Here is a 15764-nt window from a genome sequence, read left to right on the forward strand (position 1 = left end):
ATGACCGTCCTCACCCCCACCCCGACCGCCGTCGCCTCGGCCCCGGCAGCGTCGCTCACCGCGGGCAAGCTCCCCCGGTGGACCCCATGGGCCCTGCTCGGCGGATCGCTCGCGGTCAGCGCCGCCGTCTTCGGCGTCGCCGCGATCGGCACCAGCCTCGCGGACTTCAACATCGCCGGCACCGTCATCATCGGGCTCCTGCTCTACATGGTGCTCATCACGGTCATCTCCTCGATCGTCGAGAGCCGCCGCAAGGCCGTCGACCGCCTCATGACGGCGCTCGTCGCGACCGCGTTCCTCATCGCGCTGCTGCCGCTGATCTCGCTGCTGTGGACGGTCGTCTCCAACGGCATCGAGCGCTTCGACGCCGAGTTCTTCAGCTACTCCATGCGCAACGTGATCGGCGACGGCGGCGGCATCGTCCACGCGATCTGGGGCACGCTCCTCATCACCCTCACCGCGACGGTCATCGCCGTGCCGATCGGACTCATGACCTCGATCTACCTCGTCGAGTACGGTCGCGGCAAGATCGCGAAGGCGATCACGTTCTTCGTCGACGTCATGACCGGCATCCCCTCGATCGTCGCGGGTCTGTTCATCTACGCGGTCTTCGCTCTGATCTTCAAGCCGGGCATCTCGATGGGCATCATGGGCGCCCTCGCGCTGGCCGTGCTGATGACCCCGGTCGTCGTGCGAGGCAGCGAGGAGCTGCTCAAGATCGTGCCGAACGAGCTCCGCGAGGCGTCGTACGCACTCGGCGTGCCGAAGTGGCTGACGATCCTCAAGGTCGTCCTCCCGACGTCGATCGCCGGCATCACGACCTCGGTCATGCTCGCGATCTCGCGCGTGATCGGCGAGACGGCTCCCCTGCTGCTCACCGCCGGGTTCACGCAGAGCCTGAACACGAACATCTTCAACGGCCAGATGATGACCCTTCCGGTGTTCGCCTACAACCAGTACATGAATCAGGGCACCAACCCGGACGCCTCGCTCGCCCGGGCCTGGGCCGCTGCTCTCACCCTCATCCTCATCGTCATGGTGCTGAACCTGCTCGCGCGCCTCGTCGCGAAGCTGTTCGCCCCGAAGACCTCCGGCCGCTGAGCGCCCGACCACTCAGAACAGGAAACACGTGTCCAAGAGCATCGAAGTCAACGACCTCAACGTCTACTACGGCAACTTCCTCGCCGTGGAGGGCGTCTCCCTCGACATCCAGCCGCGCAGCGTCACCGCGTTCATCGGCCCCTCGGGCTGCGGCAAGTCCACGTTCCTCCGCACCCTCAACCGCATGCACGAGGTCATCCCCGGCGCTCGCGTCGAGGGCGAGGTGCTCCTCGACGGCAAGGACCTCTACGGCCCCGGCGTCGACCCCGTGCTCGTGCGTCGCCAGGTGGGCATGGTCTTCCAGCGCCCCAACCCGTTCCCCACGATGTCGATCAAGGAGAACGTGCTCGCGGGCGTCAAGCTCAACAACAGCCGCATGTCGAAGAGCGACCAGGATGACCTCGTCGAGAAGTCGCTCACCGGGGCGAACCTGTGGAACGAGGTCAAGGACCGCCTCGACCGTCCGGGTTCCGGCCTCTCGGGCGGACAGCAGCAGCGTCTCTGCATCGCCCGCGCGATCGCCGTCTCGCCCGAGGTGCTGCTGATGGACGAGCCGTGCTCGGCCCTCGACCCGATCTCGACCTACGCGATCGAGGAGCTGATCGGCGAGCTCAAGAACGAGTTCACGATCGTCATCGTCACGCACAACATGCAGCAGGCGTCGCGCGTCTCCGACAAGACCGCGTTCTTCAACATCGCCGGCACCGGCAAGCCCGGCAAGCTGATCGAGTACGACGACACCACGTCGATCTTCACCACCCCGTCCGTGCAGGCCACCGAGGACTACGTCTCGGGCCGCTTCGGATGATCTGACGCCGTCGGCCGTCTGACAGGGCTCGGGGACTTCGGTCCCCGAGCCCTGTCGCGTGCCCTCCCCTCCCCGGCCCCGCACGACTTCGGGGACCTGGTGCCCGCCTCAGTCGCGGGGCGAGAGCAGGTACGTGTTCAGCTCGTCGGTCAGAGGCTGGTCGACCGGGAGAGGGGCGCCGTCGACGGCGCTGATCGCCGTCGCGAGACGCACGCTCGACACGAGCCACGCGGCATCCGCCCGGGGAAGATCGGATGCCGGGATCCGGTCGTACCCGACCTCGAAACCGCGCGCGGCGAGGTGCTCGTAGACGCTCAGCTGCGTGGTGCCGTGCAGGATGCCGCCGTTCGGCGCCGGCGTGACGAAACGGTCTCCGAACCGGAGGATCAGCGAGGCGGTCGGCGCCTCGAGCACGAAACCGTCGCTGGAGAGGAAGATCGCGTCATCCGCGTCACGGCGGTGCGCCTCCCGCAGTGCGGCCATGTTCACGGCGTACGAGAGGGTCTTCGCCCCCAGCAGCAGCCACGGCGCCCGTTCGGCAGCGCCGAGGTCGTAGCCGCGGTCGAGGGTCACCACACGCACACCGTTCGCGCGCACGGCATGGAAGTCCGCCGCCGGGGCCGCGGTCACCCATGCCGTCGGCGTCGGTCCGTGCTCCACTCCCCTGCTGAGGATGAGCTTGATGACGGCCTCGCCCTCGCCGCACTCGTCGGCGGCCTGATCGATCGCCTGCCGCCACTGCGCCAGGTTCGGCGCGGGCAGGTCGCACAGGCGTGCGGAGTGCGCGAGACGCTCGAGGTGCGGCACGACCTCCTGGGCGTGGCCGTCGATAACTCCGATCGACTCGAACACGCCGTCGCCGCGCTGCGTGCTCAACTCGCCCACGCTGAGGGCGGGAGCCGCCGCGTCGACGTGGGTGAACGTGTCACCGTAGTCGGCACGCTGCTCGTCGGCGGTGACGGGATCGATCATGAGTGCGAAGCGCCGGTTCATGATCCGAGCCTAGAGCGCCGGGAATACCTTCGCTCGTCTCGCGTTACACTGGTACAGGCCGGGCCGCATAACCCCGGGCTCCATTTTTCGCCGCTGCGAGCGGCCTTCCGCCGAGAGGCGTTCTTGCGGCCCGGTCTTTTTTCTTGCCCGGACTTCTTGCCCGAACTTCCCGCTCCGGGCCGCACTCGTCCGCTCAGGCCAGCGCGCCCGCCCGCCACAGCACACTCGCCGCGGAGAGGTCCTGCGCATAGCTGCTCAGTCGCAGCGCCCGGGTCGTCAGTTCACTGGCCCGCCCCGGCTCGGTCGCCTCGTAGTCGTCGGCCGTATGCGTCGCTCCGGACGCCTGTACGCGGCAGAACGCGGCCGCGCGCTCAAGCGCCACCGCGAAGTCGCCGCGGAACGCTCCGCGCAGAATCGTGTCGACCAGCGCGACGATCTCCTCCGGGCTCGCCGGGACCGGAGCACCGGCGATGGCGGCGTCGACCGAGGGAAGCTCGACGCGTCCGCGCTCGTACAGCAGCGCCGAGGTCTGCGGATCGGTGTGGATCGCCAACTGCAGCAGGTACAGCCGCCAGAGCGCACCGGGAAGCGTGCGCGAGGGCGCCTTGGACCACAGTTCCGCGATCTCGTCGATGCCGTGTTCGGCCGTGAAGGCCACCAGGCGATCGGCGCTCACACCGCTCTCGTCGGCGCGCACCCGCGCCAGCAGGGCGGATGCCGTGGCGTGCGCGATGCGCGTCTCCTCGGCGGGATCGTGCGCCCCGACGAGGTTGTCGAAGGAGGCGGAGGGGCGTCGCACGGGGCGGTGGTGCTGCTCGGGCATCCCACCAGGGTACGCGCGATCGGTGACGCTCAGGCCGTGGGGATCGCGATGATCGGGTCGGTCGTGGGCAGGCCGCTCGGCGAGCCGCCCTCTTCTTCGACCGTGACGGCGATGACGTCGCCCTCGTGCATCGAGCCGGAGAGCACGGCGGTGGCGGTCGTGCCATCGGCGTCGAACACACCGGCCGGAACCGGGGTTTCGCCGCGCACGAACCACATCTCGTACGTCTTGCCGTCGGCAGGAGCAGCGAGACCGTCGGTCACGAGCACGGCGGAGCCGAGCGATGCCGACCAGTGGGCCGTGGCCGTGGTGCCGTCGTCGAGCGTGACACTCGCCTGCGCGGCATCCGACGCTCCCGTGATCTGCTCGAGGGCCACGACGCTCGCCGGACGGTTGAGGTAATCGTTCAGCGCGACAGAGCCGATGCCGACGCCGACCAGAAGTGCGAGGCACGCCGCGAGCGCGAAGATCGCGCGTGACCAGCGGCGGGGCGGGCGGATGCTGTCGACCGTCGAGGTGTCGGCCGATCCGGAAGACGCTGCGGCAGGCGCGGCCTGCTCGTCGTCCGTGCGGCCGTCCTGCGGCGTCTGCGCGCCCTGCACCTGCGGCGTGTGCGCGATCTGCGAGAGCAGCGCGGCGCGGATGTCGGGCCGGGGCACTTCACCGGTGAACGGGGCCGAGAGTGTAGCGGCGGTGGCGGCATCCGCCTCGACGATGCGCTCCCACTCGGGGTGCTCGTCGAGGGTACGACGGAAGCGCGCCTCGTCCTCAGGAGAGAGCGCGTGCAGGGCGGCGCCAGCCGCGAGCTCTGCGAAGTCCTTCTCGTTCATGCCATCACCCCCATCGCCGACCGGAGCCGGGTGAGTCCATCCCGCATCCGTGTCTTGATCGTCCCCAGCGGCGCCCCCAGGAGCGCCGCGATCTCGTTCTGACTGTAACCGCCGTAGTAGGCGAGGACGATCGCTTCACGTTGAGCTTCGGGTAGGCCGGAGAGTGCGCCGACGACGCGCTCACCTTCCATGCTCAACTCGACCTGCTCCGCCACGCTGTCGTGGGCCACCCCGATGTCCCGCAGTCCCGCCCGGACATCTCGATCCGAACTGGACTGCGAGGATCGGACGCGGTCCACCGCCCGGCGGTGCGCCATCGTCATGATCCATGTTCGTCCTTGCCCCTTGTTCGGAGCGAAGCGCGAAGCGGATTGCCAGATCTCGAGAAAGACCTCCTGGAGCACTTCCTCGCTCTGCGAGCGGTTCACGAGGACTCGGAGGATGAGCCCGAACACGCGGGAGGAGAGGAGGTCGTAGAGCTCCGCGAAGGCCCGCTGGTCGCCGGCGGCGATGGCGAGGAGGAGGTCGGCGACGGCATCCCGCGCCGTGCCGTCCTCGGGAACATCCATCCCATCGATGACCATCTCCATAAGCATGCCGTATTCCACCCCTCCTGCTCTGCATCCGACGCCCGATATCCGCTGATTCCTCGCGGAATTCTCGAAGATTCCGCGGCCCGCGCCCCGCATCACGATCGCGTCACGCTCGCGCGCGTGCTCCTTTTCCGTCGGATGTCGTTCGTGCTGGTGCGCCGATCGGATTGGCGGGGCCGTTCGAGACGGATCTCGAAGAAATCTCGAATTCTTCCCATCCGATCGGCGAGGGGTTCCGAACACCTGTCAACGCCACGGAGAGGCCGTGGTGGTAGTTCATCTGAAGGAGCTCGAAATGTTCAGCACCAAGAAGAAGGTCACCGCAGCACTGACGCTCACGGTGGCGAGCGCGTTCCTGCTCTCGGCATGTTCCATGGGCAGCGGCGAAAGCACCACCGAATCCGAGGAGCCCATGGCGCCGGAGAGCTCGCAGTCGTCCGAGCCCATGGAGATGGACCCCGCGGCCAACCTCGTGGGCCCCGGTTGCGCGGCCTACGCCGAGCAGGTTCCGGACGGCGCGGGTTCGGTCGAGGGCATGTCGAAGGACCCGGTCGCGGTCGCGGCATCCAACAACCCGATCCTCACCACGCTCACCGCAGCGGTCAGCGGACAGCTCAACCCCGACGTCGACCTCGTCGACACGCTCAACGGTGACGAGTTCACGGTCTTCGCACCGGTCGACGACGCCTTCGCGAAGATCGACCCGGCCACGATCGACGCCCTCAAGACCGACAGCGCCACGCTGAGCTCGATCCTGACGTACCACGTCGTCCCCGGCCAGATCACGCCGGACGACATCGTGGGCACGCACCCGACCGTCAACGGAGCCGACCTCGAGGTCACCGGTAGCGGCGACGAGCTGCAGGTCAACGGCGCCAACGTCATCTGCGGCGGTGTCCAGACCGCGAACGCCACCGTGTACCTCATCGACACGGTGCTGATGCCCCCGGCTGAGTAAGAGCGGGAGAGTGCCGATGGGGACCTCGGCACGACGACCTCCGTCATCCGGGGAGGGATGACGCGGGGCTGAAGAGGGCCGTTGACGATAGCTGTGTCGTCAACGGCCCTCTTTCTGCGCCCTAGACTGGGAGCACGGGCCTCTAGCTCAGTTGGCAGAGCATCGGACTTTTAATCCGCGGGTCGTGGGTTCGAGCCCCACGGGGCCCACCGCATTCCCCGCACCGTTCATCGGTCGGGAGAGACCTTCCACGCATCCTCACCCGTGGCGATTCGCTTCGAGGCGTCGAGCCTCGCGGCGGCCGTCGCGGGTTTGCGCGCCGCCTGGTCGGCGATCGCGGCCGAGAACTCCTCGGCGAACGTCAACCGGGGCACCCGCCGCACGATCTCGGCGATGAGCTGCGCGTCCCACAGATCTGCGGCAGCGTGCGCGACATCGAGGCTGGTCGCCGCCTCCAGCAGGTGGCCCTCGGGATCCTCGTCGGCGTCGACGCTCACCCACATGTGCCGCTGGATTACCTGGCCGAGCCGCTCGCGGCGGTGCTGCGACCACCCGGCTCCGGCGGCGAAGACCTCCGAGACCGCGGCCCCCGCATCTTCGAAGGCCACCGTGTGGCTGTCGAACGCGGGCACGATCCCGACGTCGTGCAGGACGGATGCCACGAAGAGCAGTTCCTCGTCGATCTCGAGGCCCCGCGACTCGGCGAGGGCTTTCGCCCAGACCCACGAACGCAGAGAGTGGTTCAGCACGGCGGGCGTGCACCACTGCCGCGCGACCTCCAGCGCACGCTCCGACGCCGCGGTGGGCGGCACGAGCAGACGGTCGGCGAGAGCGGAGACGGGCGCGGGGGTCGACATGGTGCGAGCCTAGCGGCGGCGTAACGGCCCGCACCCCGCCCTCACCGGTCCGTTCCCTCCAGAGCATCGAGCCCGTCGCGTGAACCGACGATCGCGGTCGCGGGCAGTGCATCCGCCAGCTCTCGGCGCACCTCCTCGGTCAGCAGCAGGCCGGCAGCCGCCGCGTTCTCCTCGAGGCGGGTACGACGTCGCGTGCCGGGAATCGGCACCACGCCCTCCGCGATCACCCACGCCAACGCCACCTGCGCCACCGTGGCGCCGAGGCGCCGGGCGATCTGCTCGACCCGGGCGACGAGCATCCGATTCGCGGCGAACGCGTCGGGGGCGAAGCGGGGCAGGTGCCGACGCGCATCGTCGGGGGCAAGATCGTCGAGGCTGCGGACGCCGTCGCTCAGCACACCCCGTCCGAGGGGCGAGAACGCCACGAAACCGATGCCCAGCTCGTCGGCGGTCGCCTTCTCGCCGTTGCGCAGCACGTCGCGGGAGAACAGCGAGAACTCCGACTGGATCGCGGCGATCGGATGCACGGCATGCGCGCGCCGCATCGTCGAGGCGGACACCTCGGAGAGTCCGAGGTGTCGCACCTTGCCCTCACGCACGAGGTCGGACATCGCACCGACGCTGTCCTCGATGGGCACGTTCGGGTCGGCTCGGTGCAGGTAGTACAGGTCGATGACGTCGGTGCCCAGATGCCGCAGCGAACGCTCGCACGCGCGACGGATGTAGGCGGGGCTCCCGTTGCGTCCATGGACGGTGCCATCGTCATCGGTCTCGGACGAGGCCTTCGTCGCCAGCGTGATCTCGTCGCGCCGTGCACCCAGCGCCCGGCCGATCAACCGTTCGTTCGTGAACGGGCCATAGGCTTCGGCGGTGTCGATGAAGGTGACGCCCAGGTCGACGGCGTGCTGCAGGGTCGCGATCGACTCCTGCTCGTCGCTCGGCCCGTAGAACGCGTTCATCCCCATCGCTCCGAGCCCGATGGACGACACGACGAGTCCGTCGCCGAGAGCGTGCTGCTTCATGATTCCTCTTTCTCGACCACCGCGCGATAGGCGGCGATCTTCTGTTCGATCGCGGCGAGATGTCGCCGAGTGCGAGCGATTTCGCGCTGCACCTGCCGACGATGCGCTTCGAAGAACGCGAGGCGCTCGGCCTCGGTTCCCGGGGTGCGGCTGAGCGCGGCGATCTCGCGGATGCCACTGACCCCCATACCCGTCTCCCGGAGCATGATCACTCCGGCGATCCACTCCAGATCCGAGCGCCCGTAGCGGCGTTGACCACCCGCATTGCGCGGCGTCTCCTCCCGCAGCAGACCCGCTCGATCCCAGTAGCGCAGAGTCTCCATCGGGATGCCGAGGGCAGCCGCGGCCTCCCCGATCGTGAAGCCACCTTCAGGGATGTCGACGGTGATGTCGGGCATCAGGATCTCGGTCATGTCCCCATGGTGCACCCCGGAGCGCGCTCCGGGTCAAGCACGTCGATCCCGCCGCCGGGACCGTGCCGCTATCACCCCTGCCGCGCACTGGCCACCCCCTTCACGGCATCCGCCCCTCGCGGCAGAGTCGGAGCATCCACTTCCCCCTCCTGAAAGGACGACGACCATGGCGACTCTCACCGGAAACCGCGTGGCATTCCTGGCGACCGACGGCTTCGAGGACAGCGAGCTGACCAGCCCGTGGGAGGCGGTGACGGCCGCGGGTGCGAGCGCCACGTTGATCGCCCCGGCGGCGGGCAGCATCACCGGCAAGAACGGACACGAGCAGGCCGTCGACCTCATCTCCGGCGACACGAGCGCCGATGAGTTCGAGGCGCTCGTTCTGCCGGGCGGCGTCGTGAATGCCGACCACCTGCGGCTCGACGAGGCATCCGTCGCCCTCGCGAAGGAGTTCTTCGCACAGCACAAGCCCGTCGGAGTCATCTGCCACGGCGCCTGGATCCTCATCGAGGCGGACGTCGTCGACGGGCGCACGCTGACCAGCTACCCGAGTCTCAAGACCGACCTGCGCAACGCCGGAGCGACCTGGGTCGACGAGGAGGTCGTCGTCGACGCGGGCCTCGTCTCGAGCCGCACCCCGGACGACCTGCCGGCGTTCAACGCGAAGGTCGTCGAGGAGATCGGCGAAGGGCGCCACGAGGGCCAGACCGCCTGACTCGCATCACCATTGCGCCCGGGGCAGGATCAGGCACCTCCCCGGGCGCGATGCCGTCGTACCGCGGCCCGGTCGCCTCGCCGAGATTCTCCTCGGCGCGTTTCCTCCATCAGAATGCTGCGCGTTGCGCGTGCCCCCGCAGAGACGCCCGTTATGCCAATATGCTTGCGGCGTTCTTGCATCGAGATGACCGTCACTTTCGTGACCCGGGGGGCAGTTCTAATATGACAGCGCAATCAACCGCGATCCGCAGACGGACGACTGCGATCGTCGCGGTACTGATTCTTGCGCTCGTAGCGATTCTGGAATCGAATGTCGCACACGCTGCGACCCCTGTTTCGCTCACGTTGAGCACGAGCGCCGAGAGCGTAACGTTTTCTCGCCCCCTGACTGTCACCGGCGTGGCCAGGACCGGCTCCGCCCCGCTTGTCAATGCCGAGGTGAAGATCGTCGGCCAGAATGTCAACGGGGTCTGGCGGATCCTCAGCACAACCAGGACTGACCCCTCCGGCGCCTACACGGCGACCTTCGCGCCCGTGGAGCAGTACCGGGTGAAGGCGGAGATTGCTGCGACGTCCACCACGGCGAGCGCCGCGAGCACATCGCGCACGATCACCGTGCAGCCCGGTGTCTACAATGCTGTGCCAGCACAAAATAGCTACGCAGTCGTGAACCTCTCCAAGCACGTCACCGGCAACCTGCACGGCGGGCTCGCGGGCAAGCGCGTCAAGCTGGAGCACCTCGTCGGCGGCGCCTGGACGACGGTGGCTCAGAGCTACGCCGCATCCGACGGATCCTTCTCCATGTCGTTCACACCGACCCGGACCGGGTCGACGCGTCTGCGTATCTACATTCCGGCTGGACAGGGCCTGCTGGGCAAAGCAGGCCCGAACACCGTGCTCACCACGCTCGGCTCGACCGCCGAACTGGCAGGACGCGGCCCCACCTGCTACGGCGTGATGAGCACGCTCACGCCCAACTGCGTCAATCCCGAGCTCGGCGGAGTCATCTTGCCAACGACCGTCGCCGAGGAGCTGCGTCTGGTAACAGGTGGCTCTTATGGGCCGGACTGCTGGCAATCCAACCCCACCGATAACGTGCGGATGTGCTCGTACGGGTCGACACGATCCGATGCAACACGAATCGCGTTCGTCGGAGATTCTCATGCTGCTGGGTACATGGCGGGATTGCGACCCCGCCTGACAGCCGAGAATTGGCGAGTCGACACCTACTTCGGCGTGAGCTGCCGCTGGTTGGACTTCCCTGATGGCCACGGATGCAAACCGCGCGCCGTCGCGATCGAATCCGCGCTGCTCCACGGCGGCTACGATGCGATCGTCGCGACGGGGCTTCGCGAACCGAGCGCTGATCCCACCAGCGCCGAAGCGGTCTCCCAACAGTACGTACGGGCGTGGAGCCGCGCCGCCGCCGCCGGCATCCCGGTCATCGCGATCGGCGACTTCCCCTATCTGCCGCAGGCCGCAGTGGACTGCGTAACGAGATCACGGGGGATGGCCGCAGCCGGCTGCACCGCCGCGCGCTCAGAAGTCTTGGCCGGCATAGACCCGATGTACTCGGCCGCGCGGCAGACCCCCGGCGCTTCGTTCATCGACCTCAATCGCTACTACTGCGGACCCGATACTTGCCCGCTCGTCACCGGCGGCATCGTGGTCTTTCGAGACCGTCACCACATCACCGGAACGTTCTCGGAGACCATGGGCGCCCACGTCGCTTATCGAATCAAGAAGCAACTCCAGGAACTCGGCATCAGGTGACGAGGCGCTCGCCCCGGGCACGATGCCGTCGTACCGCAGCCCGGTTCGCGCATCGCACCGAACAGAATCGTTGGCGGCCGTTCCGGGTGACGTCGGCGACGACGTTCGTGCAGGGGGATGCCGCGCAGCGGCCGAGCCTGCTCATGCCACGAGTGACGAGGTGGAGCGAGGTGCCCAGGTTGATGATCGCCCGCAGCACGTACGGAAGCGAGGGCACGTCGTCGCGATAGTGCAGGTGCCAGCCCTCTCCGTCGTGATTCGTGAGCCGCGGGTACGCGGCCGCCTCCGCGAGCTGGGCATTGAGGAGTTCTGCACGCGCGTCGGGGTCGGCTTCGTCGACGATCCGGAGCCACTCGTCGATGACGTCGCGCACGCGGGCGTGGTCGTCGGCGGCGGGCGGGAAGGTCATCGTCATGCCCATCTCGATCGTGCGCTCTTCGATCCCGGCACGGTCGGCGGGCCAGTCGTTGGCGAGCGAGGTCGCCAGGAGAACCGCGTACTCTCCGTAAGGGTTGAGATGCATAAGGGCATTACATCACGCTGGTGTCATGACTTCCACGGACACCCTCCCGATCCCCCGACCGACCGCCGTCCCGATGGCGCACGAGCACTCCTGGCTCACCGAGTCCCGCCATCCGACAAGCGAGGGCGTCGTCGTCTACGTGCGGTGCGGGGCGTGCACCGCACGTCGCATCGATCTGCGCCCGTCGAGCGCTGCGCCGTCGACCTCTCTGCCGCCGATCGCGATGAGCCGCAGCGTCGGAGAGTCGCCGAACGTCAGGCCGTGAGCTCTGCGAGCTTTCTCACGGTGCGCAGGTTCCGTGCCGTGCCGGCGACCCCCAGCGCGCGATCGAGAACGGCTTTCGTGAGCTTCGACGCATGCACTCCGGAGTCGGCGTAGGAGATCCACAGATCGTGCCCGACGAGGGCGATCTCCTCCCCCGGCACCAGACGCTCACGCAGCGCCGCGACCGCACCCTTCTGCGGAGCGCCCTCCAGGCACATCGCGTGCAACAGCTTCTCGACCGGATCGACGAACGGCTGCGTCGCGAGGGCTCGCGCGAGCGCATCGTGCGTGCGCAGGATCACCGGAGTGTCGACTCCGAACTCGTCATGGATGAGCGATCGCACGCGCGCGCAGGCCGCGACCGGATCGGATGGATGCCGACACACGATGTTGCCGCTCGCGATGTACGTCGAGACGTCGTCGAGCACCCCGGCATCGTTCAGCGCCGAACGCAGCTCGGCCATCGGCACGCGATTGCGACCGCTGACGTTCACGGCCCGCAGCAGCAGGACGCTGCGGCTCACACCTCGGCGCTCACGACGAGCTCGGCGCCCGCGTGGGCGAGCTCGATCAGTGCCGCCTCGCTCGACTCGGCACCGACGCCCGCGACCAGATCGGTGAGCACCCGCACGCGCACCCCGTGGGCGACGGCATCCAGAGCGGATGCCCGGACGCAGTGATCCGTCGCGATCCCCACCACATCGGCACTGATCACCCCGGCCGCCGTCAGCACGGCTCCGACCGTCTCGCCGGAATCCGTGACACCCTCGAACATCGAGTAGGCGGGCAGCCCCTGCCCCTTGCGCACGTGGTGGGTGACGGCATCCGTCTCGAGCAGCGGGTCGTACTCGGCGCCCGGCGTGCCCGCTACGCAGTGCACCGGCCAGGAGTCGACGTAGTCGGGACTCTCGGCGAAGTGCCCGCCATTGTCACCCTCGGCGTCGTGCCAGTCGCGCGAGGCGACGATCACGTCGTAATCGCCGGTGTGGGCGGCGAGGTATGCCGAGACCGCGGCGGCGACCGCATCACCGCCCGCGACCGCCAGGGCACCGCCCTCGGTGAAATCGTTCTGGACATCGACGATGAGAAGCGCTCTGCTCATGATTCGAGACTACGCCGCCGAGAAAAGGAAAGCCCCCGTGATGTTCTTCGCATCACGGGGGCTGTCGGAGCCGCTTGTCAGAATCGAACTGACGACCTTTTCATTACGAGTGAAATGCTCTGCCGACTGAGCTAAAGCGGCGTGCGACGGACGAACCGGCGCGATCACTGATATTACCCTGTCTCGCGCTCGCTCGCGAATCGAGCGCGACTCACGCGCGTGTCACGCGCGTGAGTCGCGGACGTCACTCGCAGCGGAGGCCGTCTTCGGGCACGACGTCGTCGAGGAAGAACGCCTCCACGGCGTTGTCGACGCATCCGTTGCCCTTGTTGTAGCCGGTGTGCCCCTCGCCCACGCGGGTGATGAGCACGCCCTCGTCGAGCTGATCCGCGAGCGCCTCCGACCACTCATAGGGCGTGGCCGGGTCGTTGGTCGTGCCGATGACGAGGATGGGTCCGGCACCCTCGGCCGTGATCTCCCCACGGGTTCCCGTGGGCGGGTAGGGCCACACCTCGCACGAGTCGGGGCCGGTCCAGTACGGCGCGATGGTCGGCGCACCCTCTTCGATCTTCTTCGTGGTCGCGGCTTCGGCGGCGGGGTCGTCTTCGACCGGGTAGTCCATACAGTTGTACGCGCGGAACGCCTCGGTCGAGTTGTCGGTGTACGAACCGGCCTCGCGGCCATTGTAGAAGTCCGCCAGCACGAACGCCGTCGACGGGTCGCCCTGCAGCGCCTGGTCGAGCGCCTGCGTGAGGAAGGTCCAGCTGTCCTGCGAGTAGAGCGCGGCGATGATTCCCGTCATCAGGGAATCCGCACCGAGCATCCGTCCGTCGCCGTTCTCGAGCGGCGTGCGATCGACGCTCGCGAGCAGCGCACCGAGATCCGCCATGGCGTCGTCCACCGAGCCGTTGAAGGGGCAGCTCCCGGAATCGAGGCAGTTCTGCATGTACGCGCGGAGCGCCGATTCGAATCCGAGAGCCTGCGTCGCACCGACCTCGAGCCCGGGCACCGACGGGTCGATCGCACCGTCGAGCACGAGGCGGCCGGCCTTCTCGGGGTAGAGGTTCGCGTAGGTCGCGCCGAGGAAGGTGCCGTAGGAGTAGCCGAGGTAGTTCAGCTGCGAGTCGCCGAGCACGGCACGGATCAGGTCCATGTCGCGTGCCGCGTTGATGGTGGTGATGTACGGCAGGATGCCGTCGCTGTTCGCGTCGCACGCCTCGGCGAACGCCGTGTTGCGCTCGGTGAGCTCGGCTTCCCACTCGGCGCTGCCACGGGGCGAGGTCGGGACGTCGTAGAGGTAGGCGTCCATCTCGGCCGCGTCGAAGCAGCGCACCGCCGTCGACTCGCCCACGCCGCGCGGGTCGAAGCCGATCACGTCGTAGTTCTCGATGAGGTCGGCGCCGACCGCGTAGTCGAGGCTGTCGCGGATGAGGGCGACGCCACTGGCGCCGGGGCCGCCGGGGTTGGTGAGCAGGGAGCCCATCGGCGTCTGCTCGGCCTGGTGCCGGATGATGGAGAGCTCGATCTCGCCCTCTGCGGGGTTCTCCCAATCGAGCGGTGCGGTGACCGTCGTGCAGTCGAAGCCGGCGCTGCCGCAGGACTCCCAGGTCAGCTCCTGCGAGTAGAACGGAAGGAGCTCTTCGGATACCCCGTCGGTGTCGGGCGCACCGGTCGCCGACGGGCGCGTCGCCGTCTCCTCGGGGATCATCGAGTAGAAGCAGCCGGAGAGCGCCACGGCGGCGACGGCGAGGCCGGCGACGAGTGCGGCGGCACGGCGGAGGCGGGAAGTCTTGCGGATGTTCACGGTGTCCTCCCGCTCGTGATTGTCACGAGCAAGCTCTCGAGGGCGAGCAGCGGTGCGACATTTCGCTCCAGCGCCTGCCGGGTGTCGGCGAGGTGGTCGAGTACGACCAGCGTACGGGTCTCGGGCCAGGCTTCGGCGAGCGCGCTCAGCTCGGCCCGGAGCTCACGGTTGATCAGTTCGTCGGTGCGGCCGAACTGCAGCATCACGACGTCGCGGAAGAGCGACTGCATGTCGGTGAGCACGCGGTCGATGCCGTCGCGCAGGCTGCGGGTGGCGCGCTTCTTCTGGTCGTCCTCCAGGGCCGAGAGCTGGGAGCGCAGTGCCGGGGGGACGGCCTGCCCTTCGGCGACGCCCACCATGCGCAGCAGGTTCGCCCGCTCGGCCGCGTCGCGCTCGGCGGTCAGGGCCTTCGCATCCTCGGTGGCGGCCTGGATGATACGCCCGGCGACCTCGACGGCATCGCCCACACCGCGCACGCCGATCACCGAGCGGAGAGTGTCGTCGCGCCGACGACGGGCGGCCTCATCGGTGGCGAGTCGCTGCGCCATACCGATGTGTCGCTGGGAGTGGCGGGCGGCCTGCTCGGCCACGACCTCGTCGACGCCCGTACGCAGACTGATCAACCGCGCGACGTCCGCGACGTCAGGTTCGCGGAGCCGCAGCGAACGCACACGCGAGCGGATGGTCGGGAGCAGATCGGCCTCGCTGGGGGCGCAGAGGATCCAGACGGTCTTCTCCGGCGGCTCCTCGAGCGCCTTCAGCAGGACGTTCGAGGTGCGTTCGACCATGCGATCGGCATCTTCGACGACGATGACGCGGTAGCGCCCGGCCGAGGGAGCGAAGTACGAACGCTCGACCAGGGCGCGCGCCTCGGCGATGGTGATGATGACCTTGTCGGTGCGCAGCGCCGTCACATCGGGGTGTGTGCCCGCGAGAACCTGCCGCATGGTCGCCTCGTCATCGGGCCGGTCGGCGACCAGCGCCGCGGCGAAGGCGTAAGCGAGGGTGGAACGCCCGGACCCCGGCGGACCGGTGATCAACCAGGCGTGCGACAGCGCCGACGGATCGGATGCCGCGTCGCGCAGAGTCTCGACCGCGGCATCCTGCCCCCACACATCGGCCCACGGGAAAGGGGCGGCGATGGTCTCAGGCATGCACTCAGCCTAATCGGCACCACCGACGC

18 protein-coding genes and 2 tRNA genes are annotated in these 15764 nt (G+C 68.3%); 7 read left to right on the forward strand and 13 right to left on the reverse strand.

The features are described from left to right. On the forward strand, nucleotides 1-1101 hold the full coding sequence (pstA, locus tag KV396_RS02110) for a phosphate ABC transporter permease PstA (protein WP_247634190.1): 1101 nt from the start codon (nucleotides 1-3) through the stop codon (nucleotides 1099-1101). Nucleotides 1102-1129: 28 nt separating this feature from the next. Continuing rightward, complete coding sequence (pstB, locus tag KV396_RS02115; protein WP_247625033.1) at nucleotides 1130-1909, forward strand: phosphate ABC transporter ATP-binding protein PstB; 780 nt, start codon at nucleotides 1130-1132, stop codon at nucleotides 1907-1909. A 108-nt stretch (nucleotides 1910-2017) separates the two neighbouring features. Here the strand turns inward: pstB and KV396_RS02120 are convergent, their stop codons facing one another. From KV396_RS02120 to sigK, 4 genes are all read right to left on the reverse strand, one after another. Beyond that, a complete protein-coding gene (locus KV396_RS02120; protein ID WP_247956681.1) occupies nucleotides 2018-2902 on the reverse strand; it encodes an aminodeoxychorismate lyase in 885 nt (294 codons plus the stop codon). Nucleotides 2903-3095: 193 nt separating this feature from the next. After that, on the reverse strand, nucleotides 3096-3725 hold the full coding sequence (locus KV396_RS02125) for a DNA-directed RNA polymerase subunit beta (RefSeq protein WP_247956682.1): 630 nt from the start codon (nucleotides 3723-3725) through the stop codon (nucleotides 3096-3098). A gap of 29 nt (nucleotides 3726-3754) precedes the next feature. Beyond that, nucleotides 3755-4555: an anti-sigma factor gene (locus tag KV396_RS02130; protein ID WP_247956683.1), complete on the reverse strand. Its 801-nt coding sequence runs from the start codon at nucleotides 4553-4555 to the stop codon at nucleotides 3755-3757. Beyond that, nucleotides 4552-5151: an ECF RNA polymerase sigma factor SigK gene (gene sigK / locus KV396_RS02135; protein ID WP_247957552.1), complete on the reverse strand. Its 600-nt coding sequence runs from the start codon at nucleotides 5149-5151 to the stop codon at nucleotides 4552-4554. Before sigK ends, KV396_RS02130 begins: the two co-directional genes overlap by 4 nt. 292 nt (nucleotides 5152-5443) lie before the next feature. Here sigK and KV396_RS02140 point away from each other — a divergent pair, with 292 nt between their 5' ends. Together KV396_RS02140 and KV396_RS02145 are read left to right on the forward strand one after the other, a co-directional pair. Further along, complete coding sequence (locus KV396_RS02140) at nucleotides 5444-6106, forward strand: fasciclin domain-containing protein (protein ID WP_247634185.1); 663 nt, start codon at nucleotides 5444-5446, stop codon at nucleotides 6104-6106. A 136-nt stretch (nucleotides 6107-6242) separates the two neighbouring features. Then, a tRNA-Lys gene (locus tag KV396_RS02145) sits at nucleotides 6243-6315 on the forward strand. Nucleotides 6316-6333: 18 nt separating this feature from the next. On the opposite strand, the gene KV396_RS02150 is transcribed toward KV396_RS02145, so the two are convergent. From KV396_RS02150 to KV396_RS02160, 3 genes are read right to left on the reverse strand one after another with little or no spacing between them, the layout of a single operon-like run. Continuing rightward, on the reverse strand, nucleotides 6334-6963 hold the full coding sequence (locus KV396_RS02150) for an HD domain-containing protein (protein ID WP_247634184.1): 630 nt from the start codon (nucleotides 6961-6963) through the stop codon (nucleotides 6334-6336). Nucleotides 6964-7004: 41 nt separating this feature from the next. Then, a complete protein-coding gene (locus tag KV396_RS02155) occupies nucleotides 7005-7985 on the reverse strand; it encodes an aldo/keto reductase (RefSeq protein ID WP_247956684.1) in 981 nt (326 codons plus the stop codon). Continuing rightward, complete coding sequence (locus KV396_RS02160) at nucleotides 7982-8398, reverse strand: MerR family transcriptional regulator (protein ID WP_247634182.1); 417 nt, start codon at nucleotides 8396-8398, stop codon at nucleotides 7982-7984. Before KV396_RS02160 ends, KV396_RS02155 begins: the two co-directional genes overlap by 4 nt. A gap of 166 nt (nucleotides 8399-8564) precedes the next feature. Here KV396_RS02160 and KV396_RS02165 point away from each other — a divergent pair, with 166 nt between their 5' ends. Both KV396_RS02165 and KV396_RS02170 read left to right on the forward strand, forming a co-directional pair. Beyond that, on the forward strand, nucleotides 8565-9113 hold the full coding sequence (locus tag KV396_RS02165) for a type 1 glutamine amidotransferase domain-containing protein (protein ID WP_247625039.1): 549 nt from the start codon (nucleotides 8565-8567) through the stop codon (nucleotides 9111-9113). Nucleotides 9114-9337: 224 nt separating this feature from the next. Beyond that, nucleotides 9338-10888 (forward strand): SGNH hydrolase domain-containing protein, encoded by a 1551-nt coding sequence (locus KV396_RS02170; RefSeq protein WP_247956685.1) that lies wholly within the window; start codon nucleotides 9338-9340, stop codon nucleotides 10886-10888. On the opposite strand, the gene KV396_RS02175 is transcribed toward KV396_RS02170, so the two are convergent. Beyond that, on the reverse strand, nucleotides 10881-11411 hold the full coding sequence (locus KV396_RS02175) for a CGNR zinc finger domain-containing protein (RefSeq protein WP_247956686.1): 531 nt from the start codon (nucleotides 11409-11411) through the stop codon (nucleotides 10881-10883). The genes KV396_RS02170 and KV396_RS02175 overlap by 8 nt on opposite strands. A gap of 25 nt (nucleotides 11412-11436) precedes the next feature. Between KV396_RS02175 and KV396_RS02180 the strand changes: the two genes are divergently transcribed. Continuing rightward, nucleotides 11437-11676: a hypothetical protein gene (locus KV396_RS02180; protein ID WP_247956687.1), complete on the forward strand. Its 240-nt coding sequence runs from the start codon at nucleotides 11437-11439 to the stop codon at nucleotides 11674-11676. Here the strand turns inward: KV396_RS02180 and KV396_RS02185 are convergent. From KV396_RS02185 to KV396_RS02205, 5 genes are all read right to left on the reverse strand, one after another. Continuing rightward, nucleotides 11666-12199 carry a DUF1697 domain-containing protein gene (locus KV396_RS02185; protein WP_247956688.1) on the reverse strand — a complete coding sequence of 178 codons (534 nt, stop codon included), beginning with the start codon at nucleotides 12197-12199 and terminating at the stop codon, nucleotides 11666-11668. The genes KV396_RS02180 and KV396_RS02185 overlap by 11 nt on opposite strands. After that, nucleotides 12196-12777: an isochorismatase family protein gene (locus KV396_RS02190; protein ID WP_247956689.1), complete on the reverse strand. Its 582-nt coding sequence runs from the start codon at nucleotides 12775-12777 to the stop codon at nucleotides 12196-12198. The genes KV396_RS02185 and KV396_RS02190 overlap by 4 nt, the downstream gene beginning before the upstream one ends. A gap of 68 nt (nucleotides 12778-12845) precedes the next feature. Then, nucleotides 12846-12918: transfer RNA gene (locus tag KV396_RS02195), tRNA-Thr, on the reverse strand. Nucleotides 12919-13021: 103 nt separating this feature from the next. Further along, complete coding sequence (locus tag KV396_RS02200; RefSeq protein WP_247956690.1) at nucleotides 13022-14581, reverse strand: alpha/beta hydrolase; 1560 nt, start codon at nucleotides 14579-14581, stop codon at nucleotides 13022-13024. Further along, a complete protein-coding gene (locus KV396_RS02205; RefSeq protein ID WP_247625045.1) occupies nucleotides 14578-15735 on the reverse strand; it encodes a DNA polymerase III subunit delta' in 1158 nt (385 codons plus the stop codon). Before KV396_RS02205 ends, KV396_RS02200 begins: the two co-directional genes overlap by 4 nt. Nucleotides 15736-15764: the final 29 nt, after the last annotated feature.

The sequence above is a fragment of the Microbacterium galbinum genome, from assembly GCF_023101185.1.
Classification (GTDB): domain Bacteria; phylum Actinomycetota; class Actinomycetes; order Actinomycetales; family Microbacteriaceae; genus Microbacterium; species Microbacterium galbinum.

Excerpts from the sequence above, each read along its gene's own strand:
- KV396_RS02120 (WP_247956681.1), bottom strand. The coding sequence starts at position 2,902 with ATGAACCGGCGCTTCGCACTCATGATCGATCCCGTCACCGCCGACGAG.
- KV396_RS02155 (WP_247956684.1), bottom strand. The coding sequence starts at position 7,985 with ATGAAGCAGCACGCTCTCGGCGACGGACTCGTCGTGTCGTCCATCGGG.
- KV396_RS02150 (WP_247634184.1), bottom strand. The coding sequence starts at position 6,963 with ATGTCGACCCCCGCGCCCGTCTCCGCTCTCGCCGACCGTCTGCTCGTG.
- sigK (WP_247957552.1), bottom strand. The coding sequence starts at position 5,151 with ATGCTTATGGAGATGGTCATCGATGGGATGGATGTTCCCGAGGACGGC.
- KV396_RS02175 (WP_247956686.1), bottom strand. The coding sequence starts at position 11,411 with ATGCATCTCAACCCTTACGGAGAGTACGCGGTTCTCCTGGCGACCTCG.
- KV396_RS02160 (WP_247634182.1), bottom strand. The coding sequence starts at position 8,398 with ATGACCGAGATCCTGATGCCCGACATCACCGTCGACATCCCTGAAGGT.
- pstA (WP_247634190.1), top strand. The coding sequence starts at position 1 with ATGACCGTCCTCACCCCCACCCCGACCGCCGTCGCCTCGGCCCCGGCA.
- KV396_RS02205 (WP_247625045.1), bottom strand. The coding sequence starts at position 15,735 with ATGCCTGAGACCATCGCCGCCCCTTTCCCGTGGGCCGATGTGTGGGGG.
- KV396_RS02170 (WP_247956685.1), top strand. The coding sequence starts at position 9,338 with ATGACAGCGCAATCAACCGCGATCCGCAGACGGACGACTGCGATCGTC.
- KV396_RS02125 (WP_247956682.1), bottom strand. The coding sequence starts at position 3,725 with ATGCCCGAGCAGCACCACCGCCCCGTGCGACGCCCCTCCGCCTCCTTC.
- KV396_RS02190 (WP_247956689.1), bottom strand. The coding sequence starts at position 12,777 with ATGAGCAGAGCGCTTCTCATCGTCGATGTCCAGAACGATTTCACCGAG.
- KV396_RS02165 (WP_247625039.1), top strand. The coding sequence starts at position 8,565 with ATGGCGACTCTCACCGGAAACCGCGTGGCATTCCTGGCGACCGACGGC.
- KV396_RS02140 (WP_247634185.1), top strand. The coding sequence starts at position 5,444 with ATGTTCAGCACCAAGAAGAAGGTCACCGCAGCACTGACGCTCACGGTG.
- KV396_RS02130 (WP_247956683.1), bottom strand. The coding sequence starts at position 4,555 with ATGAACGAGAAGGACTTCGCAGAGCTCGCGGCTGGCGCCGCCCTGCAC.
- KV396_RS02180 (WP_247956687.1), top strand. The coding sequence starts at position 11,437 with ATGACTTCCACGGACACCCTCCCGATCCCCCGACCGACCGCCGTCCCG.